Origin of the sequence: Haemophilus sp. HMSC071C11, assembly GCF_001837655.1 — a bacterium.
In the GTDB taxonomy this organism is placed as follows: Bacteria; Pseudomonadota; Gammaproteobacteria; order Enterobacterales; family Pasteurellaceae; genus Haemophilus; species Haemophilus influenzae.
Map to the genome: position 1 here is coordinate 31,055 of NZ_KV833406.1, position 16,921 is coordinate 47,975.

Annotated in this window: 12 protein-coding genes; 4 read left to right on the plus strand and 8 right to left on the minus strand. The window is 35.8% G+C overall.

The features are described from left to right. Positions 1–635: 635 nt before the first annotated feature. The 8 genes from sbcB to mukF form a co-directional block, all read right to left on the minus strand. Positions 636–2,057: an exodeoxyribonuclease I gene (sbcB, locus tag HMPREF2644_RS03345; protein ID WP_005687198.1), complete on the minus strand. Its 1,422-nt coding sequence runs from the start codon at positions 2,055–2,057 to the stop codon at positions 636–638. Positions 2,058–2,069: 12 nt separating this feature from the next. Then, positions 2,070–2,945: a hypothetical protein gene (locus tag HMPREF2644_RS03350; protein ID WP_011272627.1), complete on the minus strand. Its 876-nt coding sequence runs from the start codon at positions 2,943–2,945 to the stop codon at positions 2,070–2,072. Between the two features lie 3 nt (positions 2,946–2,948). Then, the gene (locus HMPREF2644_RS03355) at positions 2,949–3,857 is read right to left on the minus strand and encodes a DUF5655 domain-containing protein (RefSeq protein WP_011272628.1); all 909 of its coding nucleotides are present in this window, start codon (positions 3,855–3,857) and stop codon (positions 2,949–2,951) included. 69 nt (positions 3,858–3,926) lie between these two features. Beyond that, on the minus strand, positions 3,927–8,459 hold the full coding sequence (gene mukB / locus HMPREF2644_RS03360) for a chromosome partition protein MukB (RefSeq protein WP_038441154.1): 4,533 nt from the start codon (positions 8,457–8,459) through the stop codon (positions 3,927–3,929). Beyond that, the gene (mukE, locus tag HMPREF2644_RS03365; RefSeq protein WP_011272630.1) at positions 8,459–9,193 is read right to left on the minus strand and encodes a chromosome partition protein MukE; all 735 of its coding nucleotides are present in this window, start codon (positions 9,191–9,193) and stop codon (positions 8,459–8,461) included. The genes mukB and mukE overlap by 1 nt, the downstream gene beginning before the upstream one ends. A gap of 3 nt (positions 9,194–9,196) precedes the next feature. Next, positions 9,197–10,255, minus strand: a complete 1,059-nt coding sequence (locus HMPREF2644_RS03370) for a HaeII family restriction endonuclease (protein ID WP_011272631.1) — start codon at positions 10,253–10,255, stop codon at positions 9,197–9,199. Between the two features lie 2 nt (positions 10,256–10,257). After that, positions 10,258–11,214 (minus strand): DNA cytosine methyltransferase, encoded by a 957-nt coding sequence (locus HMPREF2644_RS03375; protein ID WP_011272632.1) that lies wholly within the window; start codon positions 11,212–11,214, stop codon positions 10,258–10,260. A gap of 12 nt (positions 11,215–11,226) precedes the next feature. Further along, complete coding sequence (mukF, locus tag HMPREF2644_RS03380; RefSeq protein WP_005666957.1) at positions 11,227–12,561, minus strand: chromosome partition protein MukF; 1,335 nt, start codon at positions 12,559–12,561, stop codon at positions 11,227–11,229. A gap of 149 nt (positions 12,562–12,710) precedes the next feature. Here mukF and ttcA point away from each other — a divergent pair, with 149 nt between their 5' ends. The 4 genes from ttcA to HMPREF2644_RS03400 all read left to right on the plus strand — a co-directional run bounded on the left by ttcA (position 12,711) and on the right by HMPREF2644_RS03400 (position 16,844). After that, on the plus strand, positions 12,711–13,652 hold the full coding sequence (ttcA, locus tag HMPREF2644_RS03385; protein WP_070828231.1) for a tRNA 2-thiocytidine(32) synthetase TtcA: 942 nt from the start codon (positions 12,711–12,713) through the stop codon (positions 13,650–13,652). 1 nt (position 13,653) lies between these two features. Beyond that, a complete protein-coding gene (locus HMPREF2644_RS03390) occupies positions 13,654–13,983 on the plus strand; it encodes a TusE/DsrC/DsvC family sulfur relay protein (RefSeq protein ID WP_038441149.1) in 330 nt (109 codons plus the stop codon). A 107-nt stretch (positions 13,984–14,090) separates the two neighbouring features. Beyond that, positions 14,091–14,300 (plus strand): TOBE domain-containing protein, encoded by a 210-nt coding sequence (locus HMPREF2644_RS03395; protein ID WP_005631673.1) that lies wholly within the window; start codon positions 14,091–14,093, stop codon positions 14,298–14,300. Positions 14,301–14,459: 159 nt separating this feature from the next. Next, the gene (locus HMPREF2644_RS03400) at positions 14,460–16,844 is read left to right on the plus strand and encodes a TonB-dependent receptor plug domain-containing protein (RefSeq protein ID WP_070828232.1); all 2,385 of its coding nucleotides are present in this window, start codon (positions 14,460–14,462) and stop codon (positions 16,842–16,844) included. Positions 16,845–16,921: the final 77 nt, after the last annotated feature.

Consider the following 16,921-nt stretch of genomic DNA (forward strand, 5'->3'; position numbering starts at 1 on the left):
CTGACACGGTAGTAAATAACACATCAGAAAATCGAAAATAGCGGGCTAGTGGAGAGCTTAGATACATAAAAAACACAGCTTGGTAGTTTTTCACCCATCTAAACTTATATTATTTAGATTATGTAGCAGTTGCTAAATCACCTAAATCTTTATCAATCAAGCATAAATCTTTAAATGCTGCAGTACTTTCACACCCATGAATCGAACACTGTAAATAAACATCATAGTATGGCTCTAAATTAATTTACTCGTTCATCTTATTTGATTAAGTATAACTAATTAAGAGAGGAGAAATAATCTCTTTATAACCTATAATTAAAGTTACTTTGCATTTTTACAATTTAACATAATATACATTATGCGAAATTAGTTATCGGGTTAGCAAAAACTACGGACTAAATAAATCACAGAGTTATACACAAGTCACAGGCACTAGCAAAACAAGACAAAATAAGGCTAGATAACACGTTGTAACGAGTCATTTTATAGAGTTATTGAACGGATGAATTTAAATGTAAAGAAAATGTAAAGTGAAATCTGGAGAATTTCTTGGATATTTTCTTCCCTGAAAAACAACAAAAAAAAGCACGTTTTTATTAAAACGTGCTTTTTGACAAAATGTGACAACGTATCGACTAACCTAGTAATTTTATACCATATTCATATACTTGTTGTAGCAAAGATAGTTTTTCAGAATTATCTGAATGTTCCTCAGCTAAACGTTGTAAACTTGATTCAAACTCTACCGCACTTTTTTCAAGTTTATTCTGTCGGTATTTTTTCCATTTAATTTGTTCAGCGCGTGTGAGGGTTTTATAAAAATGACGAGCGCGATAATGGAATAATAATTCAAGGATACGTTTATCTTCAAAAGCTAAACCATGTTCAGATAATTTTTCTGCAGGTAAACTACGTAAAATAGCCATATTATTTTTATCAGCATTGCTAAAAAAGCCATTGTATAACTCAGTTTCTACATTATCATTCGATGCAAATTGACGTTCTTCATTAAAAATATCCGCCACTTTTTCACGAATATCAAAAGATGCTCGTAATTTTGCAAGATTATCCAAGCATAATTGTCGATCAATACCCAATCGATTTGCTGTTTCTGGTAACAAAGTTTTAGCTGGTGCTAAAATAGGACATTTATTGATATGCACAAGCTTTAACGGAACAGATGAAACTCCTCTTTCTTCTAATTTAGATTTTTTGGTATATAAATCTGTCCGTAATTCATCCGCACTTTTGGCTAATAAATTATCGATATCGCCAGTTAAATCACAAACAATGAGTGCATTTTGATTTGTCGGATGCCAAGCTAAAGGTGCAACCCAAGTGCAATTTCCACGATAATTCCCTAGCATTCCAGAAACATGCACTAAAGGTGTCATTGCGCCTGTATCAACTAATTTTTCGATTTCTTTTTTACCGCGATTTTCAAAGAAATATTGGAATAATTTAGGCTGTTTTTCTTTAATTAATTTCGCCATAGCAATAGTTGCATATACATCCGCCATGGCATCGTGAGCATTTTCATGCTCAATACCATTTGCTTTAGTGAGTTTTTCTAAGCGGAAACTTGGCATTCCATCATCGTCATAAGCCCAATTAATTCCTTCTGGACGCAAGGCATAACAGGCTCGCACTAAATCTAACAAATCCCAGCGTGAATTCCCATTTTTCCAGCTGTATTCATAAGGATCAATAAAATTACGATAAAACGTATAACGCGTCATTTCATCATCATAGCGAATATTGTTATAACCCATGACACAAGTATTGGGTTGGGAAAATTCTGCTAAGATATTTGCGGCGAATTCAGGCTCTGAAAGCCCCTTTTCATTACATTCTTGAGGCGTAATTCCTGTGACCATTACGGCTTCAGGAGCCGGTAAATAATCGTTGGTTTGTTTACAATAAAACATTATTGGTTTACCAATGATATTAAAATCAGCATCTGTACGAATACCCGCAAATTGCGCAGGGCGATCTGTTGCTGGATTTACACCAAAACTTTCATAATCGTAAATAAAAAAGCTGAAATCTTTTGCCATGACTACTCTCTTTTACGCGATAAGTTTATCTAAATAATATAGGCAGAAAATAGCCGATAAACTAAAAATAATACCTAGCCAATTTAGCTTACTGATTTTTTCTTTAAAAACTAATGCGCCAGTTATCGTACCTAGGCAAATTACCCCGATATTCATTCCCGCGAAAACAAGCGTCGGATTTCCAGCAAAACTTTGATGTGCTTTTATATAGAATAAAATATTAAAGAAATTCAATACACCTAAAACGATGCCGCCAATTACACTTGATGATGTCCATTGCGCACGTTTTAAGAATAAATAGATAAACATAACGCAAGCTGCAAGCGAGAAAGAAATAAACAATGTTGCAGGAAATGCACCACCGCTTTTCGCTACTTGTTTGAATAAAATATCAATGATGCCGTAACCAAACCAGACGCCGATTAATCCTAAAACACCTTTAAAATTGACCGCACTTTGCCCTTGAGTTGGCTTAGTTAATAAACAAAATAAACCAATAAAGGCTAATACAACGCCAATGATTTTAGATTGGCTTAGTGTTTCATGAAAAATTAAAAACGCTGCTAAAATGGGAAGAAATAACGAAAGACGTTGCGCTGCATCTGAACGTACAATTCCAGCAAACTCCACTGCTTTTGACATAATAATAAATACGCTAGGTAGCAATAAACCTAGTGCTAAAAAAATGGGTGAATTTTCGCTTTGTGCAATGTAATCAGTAAACTCTAAGCCTTTAAAATCAGGTTTAAGTAAGAAATAACTGAAAGTGATGGCTGTAATGTAGTTGAATGCGATAGCTTGTTCAATAATGATATTTTTTTTACGGGCAATTTTCAGTAAAACTGAAACTGCTACGCTGCAAAGAATGGCAAAAATAAGATTGTGCATTTATTAATCCTTAATAGCTTGTTTAATTAAACTCATAATGTATTCAAGATATTGGGTGCTTTCAATGGTGATTTCATAATCTCCATTCCCCCAGTGACCAGTATTAGATACATTTTTTGCTAAATTTTTAGGATCGTCTAACTCTCCATAAGGAAGATTAATCCAAATTTTTAAATTCTTTTGTTGGATACGAATATCTGCAATATTTCGATCTTTTTTGAATGCAATGTAAAGTTTTCTAGTATTAATTTCGATATTAGGATCTAAATTTAAAATGCCTTGTTTAAAATCTTCGTATAGTTCTTGAATAAAATCTGATTTATCACTTAAGTGATCAGATTCTTGATAAACTTTTATTTCTTTTAATGTAGAAAATTCTTCATTTTTTTCAATAGAAACAGCTTTAATATTCGGTGCTGATTTTGATTTATTAATAATATTGAGCGTAATAATATCATTATCAAAGCGATTAACTTCCCATAATTCAATAGGTAAATCTTTAAAATTTGTGGCTTGAATTTGGAAATCATTAAAAGTAGGTGAAACAAAAATCACCTTAGATTGTGACCAATCCACATCATTTCTTTTAAGTGGGGCTTTTTGCTTTTCATTATATTCCACAATAAAATCAGCTTTATATTCAAGCATCAAATTAAGATAAGAAATCCCTTGATCAACCACACTAGAATTTTGTTGTCTTTTATATTCAATAATGACAAAGGCTTGAGTTTCAGGATCAAAAGCTAAGGTATCAATACGCGAATTTTTAATAGAAAATTCTGAGCGAATAAAAATATAGCCACTTAATAAGGTAAGATTTTCTTCAAATAAACGCTGAATATCCTTTTCCAGCTTAAATTTTTGCTGCTTCAGCTGTGATAATTGTCCTTTTTTTGATGTAAAGATTTTCATTATTCCTTCCTTAAAGGCTTAAGTGCGGTCAAAAATCTTAAAATTTTAACCGCACTTCCCTTCTATTTTTTATTCTGTCGCACCGAATCCTCGTAAACCAACAACGTGTACATGCTCTTGGTTGCCTGCGATTTTACGCACGAGTTTATAGGTTGTTCCTTTTTCCGGGCTAATGTTTTCTGGCGCAGCAATAAGCAACTGCATATCCAAACGTTCGCAAAGTTCGAATAAGGTAGAAATAGATTTACCGTCTAAACGCGCTGCTTCATCTAAGAACAACAAGCGACAAGGCACAATATCTTTGCCTCGAATTCGACGACTTTCTTCTTCCCAGCTTTGAACAACCATTAAGAGAATTGACATACCTGTACCGATAGCTTCACCAGTAGAAAGAGCGCCACTTTCAGCGCGTAACCAACCATCAGCGCCACGGAATACTTCCACTTCAAGTTCAAGATAATTACGGTAATCTAACAATTCTTCGCCGATTGTTTGTGCTGTGCGTTGTCCCATATCAATATGTGGATTGATACGTTGATAGAGCTTCGCCATAGCTTCAGAAAAGGTGATGCAGTTGTCGTTAAATAAGTCTTGATATTCATCTTGCTGACCAGAAAGTGCGTCCAACAACATGGCATGGGTATCACGAATATTCACTACCAAACGAACAGATTTTACTTGACCAAACGAGATGTTTTGCAAACCTTGATTGAGCATACGAATACGATTTTGTTCACGCTGAATCGTTTTACGCATAATATTTGCAACACTTTCAGAACTGATAGCCAATTTTTTCTCACGGCCAGTTAATTCAGCCGTTAAACGAGAAAGCTCAATTTCCATTTGTTCAATGGCATCAATTGGATCATCGGTTTTAATGATGTCTTGACGAATACGTTCACGTAGATGCTGATACACCGCAATAAAGAACCGCACTTTATTTTCAGGTTTACGACTATCTTCAGACACTCTTAGACTATCACGTAGATATTCATTATCTGCCACCGCTGTACGCAATGCCCCTAAGGCTTTATCCGACATTGAACGTAATTCATCTGCAGATAAATAAGCGAGCTCTCGACGATTGAGGCGTTTTTCCATATCAGAATTACGTGATAGACGTAAAACTACACACCAACTCACTTTCGTTGCCACCACTAATTCACGTTGAGTCTTATAATCGCGTTCAGTTTTGCGGATTAGACGATTTAAGTTGTCCGCTTCGCTTTCAATTAATGTCAGTTGTTTTTCTACATAAGACCGACGCTGACGGCTCGTTGAAAGTTGTTGATGTAATTCATCACGACGGATACGCGCGCGTTCTTCAGCACCATCATCAGCTCTCACGCCAAGATCGCTAATCTCACCAATCAATTCATTTAAAAGCTGATATTTACTATCGTAAGAACTTTGTAACTGAATTAATATGCGGTTATATTCAGCAAATTGGCTTTGTTTTTGGCGAACTTGCTCACGTTGCATATCTCGCTGAGCCTGCATTTGTTCTAAACGTTGGCGAAGTTTTTCGTTAAGTTCAGAAGTTTCAGCCTGCCCTGCATCTTCATAACCAAAATGCGGTTTACGTTGTACAACATCAGCTAACGCAAATACACGTTGTTGAACTTGTTTTTGACGCTCAATCGCTTGAGTTAATTCATTTTTTAAGCCTTCGTAATTTTCTGGATCACTTTGTAAACTATTGGCAATCGGCTCTAATTGTGACAACGTTACGCCATACTGACGAATAAAATATTCATCTTGCTCTGCAATATCTAATTGCTCGCGACATTCTTCAATACGATCAATTAAATCTTCATCAGTCAATACATTGAGCTGTGGAATTAACTTGTTGAGTAACTGTAGTTTTTCTTTTGCATTATCTAATTGAATGCGTAATTGTTGTTCGCCGTTATTGAATTGATTTAATTCACGATCAATTTCATTGCGTTCGCGATTAATTTCAGACATTAACGCTTCTGGATTTGGCTGGAACGCAAGTGACAAATGCAACCCAACAAATTGGCTGAAATGTTCGTGTAAACGTTGGCATTTTTGTACATCAAATGCAATTTGGGCATGTTGTTCTGCCACTTCATCACGTTCAATTTGTAATTCTTCTAAACGTTTTTCACGTGCTGCGCGTCCAAATAACGGGATTTCAGGGAATCTTGAATAGCGTAATTCACGATCTGAAACTTGCACGACAACACCTAGCTCAAGTTCTTGTGCGGATAATACGCTGTCGTCAAATGCGGTAGGATCGCCTTCAATTAAATATAAATCATCAGGGCAATCTTCTAATTGCGCAAGTTGTTCACGCACTGCATTGAGATCACGCACAACAATAGCATGACGTGCAGGTCCGTAAAGTGCGGAGAAATAAGGCGCATCTTCAATGGTTACGTCATCGTAAAGCTCTGAAAGCAGTACACCACCAAAACGTTCTGCCAGCATATTTAAACGCGGATCTTCTGAACCATCTGGCTGACTTAAACGAGAAATTTGCTCATCTAATTGCAAACGTTTTTGTTCAAGTTGATCACGTTGCATCGTGAGTTCACGTTCTTTCACAAGTTGTGATTGCATAAAGTTCATCACATCTTGGCTATGTTCAAACGTCTCGCCACTTTGTTGCTCTAAACGTTCTAATGCAGCTTGAGCTGTCAGCCATGCTGGTGCTTTACGCGCATTTTCATCATAAAGTGCGGTTAAATTTTCACGTTTTTGACGAAGCGTAGAACGGTTTTCCACTTGTTCTGAAAGTCTTGCTGAAATATCTTCAATCAACGCTTCTTGCTCTGCGTGATAATCCTCTAATTCTTCTGCCGTTTGTAAACTTAAATTAGCACGTTGATTAAAATCATTAAGTAATTTGACCGCACTTTGTTGTTGTGCATAACGTTGCTCAAGTTCATGTAATTTTGTGCGAAGTTGTGGCGTTTGTTGTGCCTGCAATTTTTGGCTTGGATATTCACGTAATAATTCTTTCGCACTTTCCCACGCGCTCGAGCGTGGAATTTCGCCGGCAATTTTGCATACTAATTGGTACGCTTTATCGAACTGAGATTTTGCCGCTTCAGAAATAGACATTTTGTGCTCAAGTTCAAGCACAGTTTCCGTTAAACTTTCAGCATGGGCTTCAAATTCTGCGTGATAATCTTCTACATTTTTAACACTTAAATCAGCTAAGCCACACAAGGTTTTAGCCTTTTCGAGTGCAGTAATGGCTTGTTGATATTGAAGTGCGCGAGTTTGTTGGGCATCTAATGCTTGTTGATAATCTGCTAATTGCGCTCGTACAGCGTCAATTTCAATTTCAGTTTGCTCAAATTGGGCTTGGCTTTCTTCTAACGCATCATTCGCATCTTCAACCACTATTTTTTGTTCTTCTAAACGCTCGGTGAGTTCTGCAATATCTTCTTGATAGCGCGTGATTTTTTCTTGGTGACGCAAAGCGTTTAACACTAAGTTAAGATGATCAACCGCACTTTGGTGATCAACTTCTAAAGTACGTTCATTTTCTGCCAATTCAGCCGCTTCTCGACTTAAATCAACTAAACGATGTTGAGATAAATTCTGCTCTGCTTTTGCTTTATACCACTCGCGACGAGATTCTAATGCAGCCTCAATATTGCCACGGCGTTCATTCGCATTACGCATATAATCCGAAGCAACATAATTAGTGGTTTCAGTAATTAAATGTTTAAATAAATTGCGATCTGATTGCGTGACCTTAATCGCCTCTAAAGTCATACGGTTCTCACGCAATGCACTTTCCATATCTTGGAAAGCTTTGCGCACACCTAAATTTTCTGGCAATAAATAGTCACGTAAAGAGCGTGTGATTGCACTGGAAATACCGCCGTATAAAGATGCTTCGATAAGTTTATAGAATTTGCTTCGGTCTGATGCTGAACGTAAACGTTTCGGAATAATACCTAAATCGAACATCATGCCGTGATAATCGGTGATGGAATGATATTGTTTAAATTGTGCACCGATATTTTCAATTTTATCTTTGAGTTCGTTTAAATTAAGGACGCGAGCTTGACGTTCGCCCACGGTTTCTGTGAAAAGTGCGGTCGGATTTTGAGATAATTCTACACCTTGAATTGAAAACGTTTTTAAATCAACCTTTTTATCACGACCCGCAATTTGCTGCAGACGCACACCGACAAGAATACGTTGATGACGTGAGTTAATGGTATCTAATACCGCGTAACAAACACCTGGACGCAATTTACCATGTAAACCTTTATCGCGAGAACCGCCTGTGGAGCCAGCCTCTGTTGTATTACGGAAATGTAAAAGGGTTAAATCGGGAATTAATGCGGTCACAAATCCAGCCATTGTGGTTGATTTACCTGCACCGTTACCACCAGAAAGCGTGGTAACTAATTCATCTAAATCGAAAGTACGGGCAAAAAAACCATTCCAGTTAATTAAGGTTAAAGAACGGAATTTACCACGCTCTACACCATTATTTGTCGTCATGCTAAAAGGCATAGGTGCGTCAACGATTTCTTCGACGTTTTCATTTTCCATAATGACTTCATCGCTCTCTAATTCGATTTCATTTTCTAATTCAAAAACATCAGACATTATTCTTGTTCTCCGTCAAATTCTTCGTCAATTTCATCCGCACTTTCTGTATCGTTTTCCACTAATTGTGCTTGTTTTTCCAACGATAAGGATTCAGGTGTTGCCGCTTCCCCATCACGAATGAGTCTAGCTTGGGCCTCTAATGGATCATCTCCGCTACGCACTTCCGCCCCAAAACGAAATACAGATTCAGAAATAGTAAATTTCCCACTATTTTGTTCGCCAACGGTTTGAATCATACCTAAACGACGTAAACGACCAATTGCAGCTCGCACTTTTTCTGCCAATTTTTGTTTATCTAAGTCAGAACCACTTGAACGCTGATTAACTGCTTTTAATAATTTTCCTTCATCAGCAAGATTTAATAATTCATCATACACTTCTTGCGTGCTAAAAATACCTTGTTGGGCTAAACGTTCTGGGCTTAAATAAAGATAACAAAGCACTTTACCAACAAGCATTTCCAACTCAGAAAGTACTGAACGTGCAATTAATGTCGTTGCTTTCGGGCGAAGATAGAAGAATCCTTCTGGCGCACGAATTAGTTCCACGTTATAGCGACGATAAAATCCGTCTAATTCATTTTGGAAATCCATTAAAAATGCGTGATTATCTAAATGCTCCGTGCTGATATGGCGACCCGAGCGCAATAGACTATCTACCGCTGGAAATATTGGATTTGCAATCGCCACAGCGAGTTTTGGGGAAATTACATCTTGAAGGTTGTCTGTCATAGGTTATTTCTCAATATCTAATGCTTTATTGTATTCACATTCATGAAAAAAGTGATTGAAATCTACTATATCGGTTGCAGGAAATTCTAAACTTATTTCATTTCTGATATGTTCTAATATCTTGCTTCCCACTAAATATGCAGATTTCCCGCGCAATGCTTTATCGTACCATTTTATTAGATCTGCCTCAGTGATAATACTCTGAATCTTAGAACGCCAACCAATTTGATTTAATAAAGACAAAATAAGTTTTTCTTCACTCTCTTTACATACAATAACTATTCGGTCAGATGAAACTGAAGATACAATGTTTTCAGCTAATTCTTCAGTTAATGATAAATGTTTTATTTGAATTGCCATACCAAAATTAGCCCACATATCCAAACCCCGATCTGAAGCATTTGTTACACCAACTCTATTAATTTTTGCATTAAGTTCCAAACTAGTATTCTCACTATCAAGAGAAATAATTTGACGAGTAAAATCTTCAAACTCCTTTAACAAATCAATATTCGATAAATCTAAATCAATTTTTACTTTAACGCCTAAAGCCTCTATTAAAGATGAAAACAACGCATAAACAACTATTTCATAAACTTTATCAATACTTCGTTTTAAACCGGGTTCTAACCAAAAAAGAGCAAGAAATTCACTTAGATGAAAATTATCTGGAGTACGAGAATAACTATACTCTAAGGCTGATGACATCTGATTAAAGCGTTCAAAAAACTTTTTATAAATATAACTTTCTACTCCACCATTTGTTTTTCTATTCATTTCTCCTAATATATTTAAATGTTTGGGAGGCATAGCGTTATCATTAAATAAATCGTCTTGATATTTAGCTGACGATGTTGATACTCTTCCTAAAAAACGGATACAAATAACATCCCGCCATTTTTTAGAAATATTTCGATATGTTTCTTTATCTAATAAATTAATATTTTTATTAACTCTATCTTGATAAAGAATTTCAGCAATTTGTATAGGCTTGTATAAATGTACTCTTGCTTTCTTTATAATTTTATCTAAAGATTCTTTTGCTACTTGAATATCGTTCATTTTTAGTCCAATAATGAAAGTTGAATTGCTTGATTTATTTTAGGCGTTGCCATATTTAAACTATTAATCATTGAACCAGCAATAGCCCTAATTACAGGAATACTAACTGAATTGCCAGCAACTTTACGTACCTGAGAATAAGGTATATTAATTTCAAAAGTATCTGGAAATCCTTGCAATCTTAGCATTTCTCGCCCAGTTAATCGACGTACCCCATTTACAACTAGATAATTATAACTTCCCCCAGCTCTTAATGCACAAGAGTATGGAAGAGCAGAAACATTTCCTGAAATATTTTCATGCCAAATTGAAGGATAAGGCACATCTTTAGTAATTGAACTTAATCTTTTCCGTTTTAGTTCATCTGAAAGAAAATAATTATTAGGAACAACATCATCACTCTCTAATATATTAGAAAGTTCTTCATACTTTCCTATAGGCTTTGGAAATTCAAAATGCAATTTATCTAAAAAACCCACAATGTAAATTCGCTCTCTTTTTTGTGGTAATCCAAAATCAAGGGTATTTAATACTTTATGATATACCGTATATCCTAACTTATTTAATTTATCGTTAATAACTTTAAATGTATTACCATTATCATGTGTTGTTAATCTTTTTACATTTTCCAGCAAAAAAGCTTTTGGTTTTTTAGCTTTCAAAATTGCTTCTATATTAAAAAATAATGTTCCTCTAGTATCAGCAAAGCCCAATCCTTTACCAGCAATACTAAATGGTTGGCAAGGAAATCCAGCAAGTAAAATATCATGATCTGGTATATCGCTAGGAGATATATCATTAATATCTCCAAAAGGTTTTTCGCCAAAATTTACTTCATACATACTTTGAGCATACTTATCCCATTCTGATGAAAATACGTTTTTACATCCAAATGCTTCAAAACCTAGACGAATGCCACCAATTCCAGCAAACAAATCTATTGTTTTATATTCTTTCATACTTATTACTAATTAATACTTATCAATCACATGCGCTTGCACTTCAGCACCACGTTTATTAATTGCTTGCCAATCTGGATAAATACCCGATAAATCATCATTCGCCATACCAAGGCGTACTGCTTGATCAACAATGATTCGAGCCACATCAAAATGACGAGAAAGTGGATAATTTTCCAGTTGTTCTTTTAACACTAAACTCAAATCAATCGGACGGTTATTTTCACGATAAGCAATCAGTAAGCCTTGCATATGCTCTACAATTTGATCGTGTAAATCAGAAAGGGATTCGTATTGCAATTCTTCTGGTAATTCACCTAAAGCATCATCTTCACGCAACACCATTTCTTCATCGCGCAGATCAACTAAACGCTCGGCTTGCGCCGTCCACAAGAACCAAGGATGATCAAAATAATGATGAATAGAATTACGTAAACGTTGTGAGAACACGCGATTTTTATCCATATCAATGGCAGTACGAATAAATTTATGCACATGGCGGTCATAACCAATCCATAAATCAATGGCTTGTTGCCCCCAGCTGATAATACGGTCAAGTTTAGATTGTAAATCCGTAATCAACTGATCGATAAAGTACAAGTCATCACGCCCAATCACACAATCTTGAATACGCAATAATTGCGCTTGAAGTTTATCCCCTGCCGCATTTAGCGTATCTTGCAATTCGCGCAAATTCCCAGATGTTTCATCTAATAAACGTTCACAGCTTGAAATTGCCGCTTGCCAATCTTTAGTAAGAAGCTCTGCAATTTCATCTTTAATACTTTGCTGGTTTTCATCCATAATGCGTTGTGAAAGATCGATGCTATCAAAAATCTCTGCAACGGAATATTTTAATGGTGCAAACACATTACGACGCCAAAAATGTTCGCTTTCGTTATTCTCCACGCCCTCTTCTGCTGAATCAGAAGCGCGTTGAATTTCATCTGCCACAATGGAAAGTTGTACAGAAAGACGCAATGCGGAAAATTCACGCTGACGAATGTAATAATCAGATACGCCAACACCTAATGGCGTTAAACGATAAATCGCCAAGCCCTCAGTAAATTCGCTACTAAAACGGTTTAACAAACGTTGTTTCACTAATTCATTAATTGCATTATTCGCTCGTGTTGCAATGGCATCCGTGGATTGCTCAAAAGCATTCATCGTGTGGCGGAAAATATCCACAAGATCGGCTTCTAACATTTCGCCGTCTAAACGTTCGTTGTTATAAATTGCAATCGCCAGCAGGAAAACCAAGCGCTCGGTAGGTAAATTCAAAGAAAACTCGCGATCTTTTGCCCAAGAGACGAGTTCAGGAATAGTTTGGGATGTTTCAATCATTGAATTGCAAAGCGTTAAAATTGAACAAAAAATTGGAAAGATTATACAGGATTTTTTACGGATCTTAAAAATCTTCTTTTGAATTGACCGCACTTTTCCTATTTTTCACGTATAATGTGCGCCTTTCATGAATAACCAAAGATAACAGAATGAGCGAATTAACCCAGTTAGCCCAACAAGAGAAAAAACAAAGCTATAATTTCAATAAATTACAAAAACGTCTTCGCCGTAACGTAGGCAACGCTATTTCGGATTTTGGGATGATTGAAGATGGCGATAAAGTCATGGTGTGTTTATCCGGAGGCAAAGACAGTTATACGCTTCTCGATATTTTGTTGAATTTACAGCAAAGTGCGCCGATTAAATTTGATATTGTTGCGGTGAACCTTGATCAAAAACAACCAGGGTTTCCAGAACACGTATTGCCTGAATATTTGGAAAGTATTGGCGTAGATTACAAAATTGTACAAGAAAATACTTACGGCATTGTGAAAGAAAAAATTCCAGAGGGAAAAACCACTTGTTCGCTCTGCTCTCGCCTACGCCGTGGAATTTTATATCGTACTGCCACAGAACTTGGTGCAACCAAAATCGCTTTAGGGCACCACCGAGACGACATGTTAGCGACACTATTTTTAAATATGTTTTATGGCGGCAAAATGAAATCAATGCCACCTAAATTAATTTCTGATGATGGTAAACAAATTGTGATTCGTCCGCTTGCTTACTGCAAAGAAAAAGACATTGAAAAATATGCTATCGCGAAAGAATTTCCGATTATTCCTTGTAACCTATGTGGCTCACAACCAAATCTTCAACGCCAAGTTGTAAAAGAAATGCTCAATACTTGGGATCGCCAATACCCAGGACGCTTAGAAACTATGTTCAGCGCAATGCAAAACATTACATTGTCACATATGTGTGATCCAAAATTATTTGATTTCAAAGGAATCAAACACGGACAAATGATTAATGGGATTGAAGGCGATACCGCATTTGATGAAGAACAAATCACGCCAATGCAATTTGAGGAGGAAGATCAAACTGATTTTTCAAACAACGAAATGATTAACTTTAAAGAAGTGAATTAATATGTTGAATATCAATGGAATTGAAGTTGAAACTGACAAAGACGGTTATTTGCTTAATAGCCAACAATGGAACGAAGATGTCGCTCGCTCTATTGCACAGCTGGAAAGTATCGAATTAACAGATGCCCATTGGGAAGTGATTTACTTTGTACGAGACTTTTATCAAGAATATAACACCTCCCCAGCCATCCGTATGTTGGTAAAAGCCATGGCTGAAAAACTGGGTGCAGATAAAGGTAACAGTCGTTATTTGCAACGCTTATTTCCTGAAGGCCCTGCAAAACAAGCCACAAAATTAGCAGGTTTGCCGAAACCTGCAAAATGCCTATAAAAGTGCGGTCAATTTTTTAAAAGTTTTAAACGCTTAGTTTATTTACGACTTGTTTTTTGTAAGATAAAATACAGGCTCTGTTAAACCCTAACTAACAAGGAAATGTTATGAAAATTAGTGCTAGAAACCAATTAAAAGGTAAAGTTGTTTCAATCGAAAACGGTTCAGTAAATGCAATCGTTCACATTGATATCGGTGGCGGTAACGTGCTTTCTTCTACTGTATCTTTAGCAGCAGTTAAAGAATTAAACTTAGAAGTTGGTAAAGAAGCATACGCAATCATCAAAGCAACTTCTGTAATGGTTGGCGTAGAATAATTTCTTCCATACAAACAGAATTGAATATAACCGCACTTTTAAAGTGCGGTTTTTATTTATTTGATACCTATTTTAAGTCGAATTCCCCTTGCATTCATAAATTTTAAAAATACAATGATAATCATTCTTATTTGTATTTTTATTTTAGGGAACTATACTATGTATCAAAAAAAGCCATTAATGTTGTTATTCTGCTCAACATTTGTCAGTCCATTTGTTATGGGGAAAACTATTGAAACAACCAATAAAAATATATTGCCCGAAATTGTTGTTTATGGTGACAATAATAAATCGCTTTCTTCTGTTAAAACGCTTTCTTCTGATGAGATAAGTAAAACACCAACATCAAACGGTAACATCACTGATTATCTTCGTTCCAATCCCCATATTCGTTATGAAAATAGCGACCAAAATGGTTTTCAACGTGGTGAAATCAAGCCTGAAAATATTTCAATTAACGGCGCCGATCCAAATCAAACCGCCTACTTTGTTGATAATGTCAATATAAATAATGATCTTGCTATTGATAGCAGTATTTTTGACGGTGCTATGCAAGTTGTGCCAGGAATTAGTCACACTCAAGCTTATTTTTTTGATGCAACTATGCTTTCTAAAGTGGAAGTACAAGATAGTAATATTTCTGCTAGCTTAGGGGGATTTATGGGAGGGGCAGTTATCGCTAAAACGAAACAATATAGTGGCACTGATAGCATAAAACTTAAATATCGCACGACAAATTCCTCTTGGGCAAAAATGGAAGCTGGAGACTCAGTACAAAAAATACTGAAGTTGGTACGTCCAGATGATGTCGGAGTGGCAGAGTTACAACCTAAATACAATAAACAAACATTCAATATTTTGGCTGAAAAAAGGCTAAATGATAATTTAGGAATGGTTTTTGGCTATAGCCGTAGAACATCATCTATTGAACAAAATCGTTTAATTGGCTTTGATAAAGATGCCAATAATAAAGCACAGTTAGACAAACAAAATCATCAACGACTTTCCGATAATCTTTTATTAAATTTCAATTGGACACCGCAAGAAAAAGAACGAATTGAATTTGGTTTACGTTATTCAAATTATAAGGAATTGAAATATTTCAAGGAAAATATAAATAACAACGTAAGCGATTATCATCAAGCATTGGGATCAACGCTTGCTTGGGTACATTCATTCAACTCTGGCGTTTGGACAAATACCTTAGCATACGATCGTTTTCAGGATAAGCGTAAATCATCCTCTAATAGTGTTGAAACAACATCGGTGTTAAATGAAGATTATGATTCACTTTATAATTTCGAAAAAGGTGGCTATGGTAATAGCCATTTAACCCAAGATAATTTGCATTTTTCAACTGAATATGTAATGGATCCTTTTTATTTAGCTTCTACGGAGCATTCTATTTCTATTGGTGGAATTTATCAGGCAACTAAATATCAATTCTATCGTCCACAAGATGTTCATTCAAAAGTGGTTCAAGTGATTTTAGGTGCAAATGGAAGTAAGCCAACAGAATTGTCGGATAGCACAACATCAAAAGGTCGTGTTAAAACCAGTTATCAAAATATCGCTATTTATGCTGAAGATTTAATTAAATGGCGTAAATTTGAATTGCGTCCTGGTATTCGTATTGAACGTGATGATTATTTAAAAAACAATAATATTGCTCCGCGTTTTGTTGCACGTTATCACCCTTGGGATAATACAGGATTTACAGTAGGTTTAAATCGTTATTACGGTCGTTCTTTTGCTTCGTTAAAATTAGCGAATGGTATTTTAAAGCTCAATAATGATTCAACACGTCAGCATCAAAATTTTTCATCCCTAAAAAGCCCTTATGCAGATGAATTAAGTTTAAGTTTTGATCAAAATATGGGTAATTTCGCACTTAAACTCGGTTATATTCATCGTGATAATAAGAATCGCATTATGTTGAAGAAAGAAAGGGCAAAAAGTTTCTATATTAATGGTCATAACTTTGGTGTTGATATTTATACTTTCCAACTCAATAATATTGAACCTTGGAAATTAGGTAAAACTTATTGGACTACGTCACTTGGTTTTGATTGGTTAAATACAAAACGAGCAGATGTAAGTAATGAATTTAATCCAAATGAACCCGTCTATTTAGACGGAAAATTAATGACTCGTAGTCAAATGCTACAACAAGTTAATAGCAGTACAGAAGATTGGATTGCTCGTTTAGGTATTGATATGACGATACCAGATTACAATATCACTTGGTCTAATAAAGTGTATATGAAAGCCCCAATTCGTAGCTATGAGGAACTTGATGGCGATAACGGTGATGGCATTTCACGCTTCCGTAGCTATCACTATGGCAGACATACACAATGGGACAGTAGTATCCGTTGGCAACCCACCATTCGCGGTAAACATAGCGTTTATATGCAAGTAGATATTTTAAATGTGCTCAATAAAACACGTAAAAATAAAGTCACTACTATTTCCACTAGCGATGAATACGGTGTTTATACGCCTGGGCGTGAATTTTGGCTAGAAGTTGGCTATCAATTCTAATATTCTTCAATGTATAGGGCTTGTGGGCTTTTGAAACATCCACTAGCCCTACTCTACGCTTATTTTTACTTAGCGTA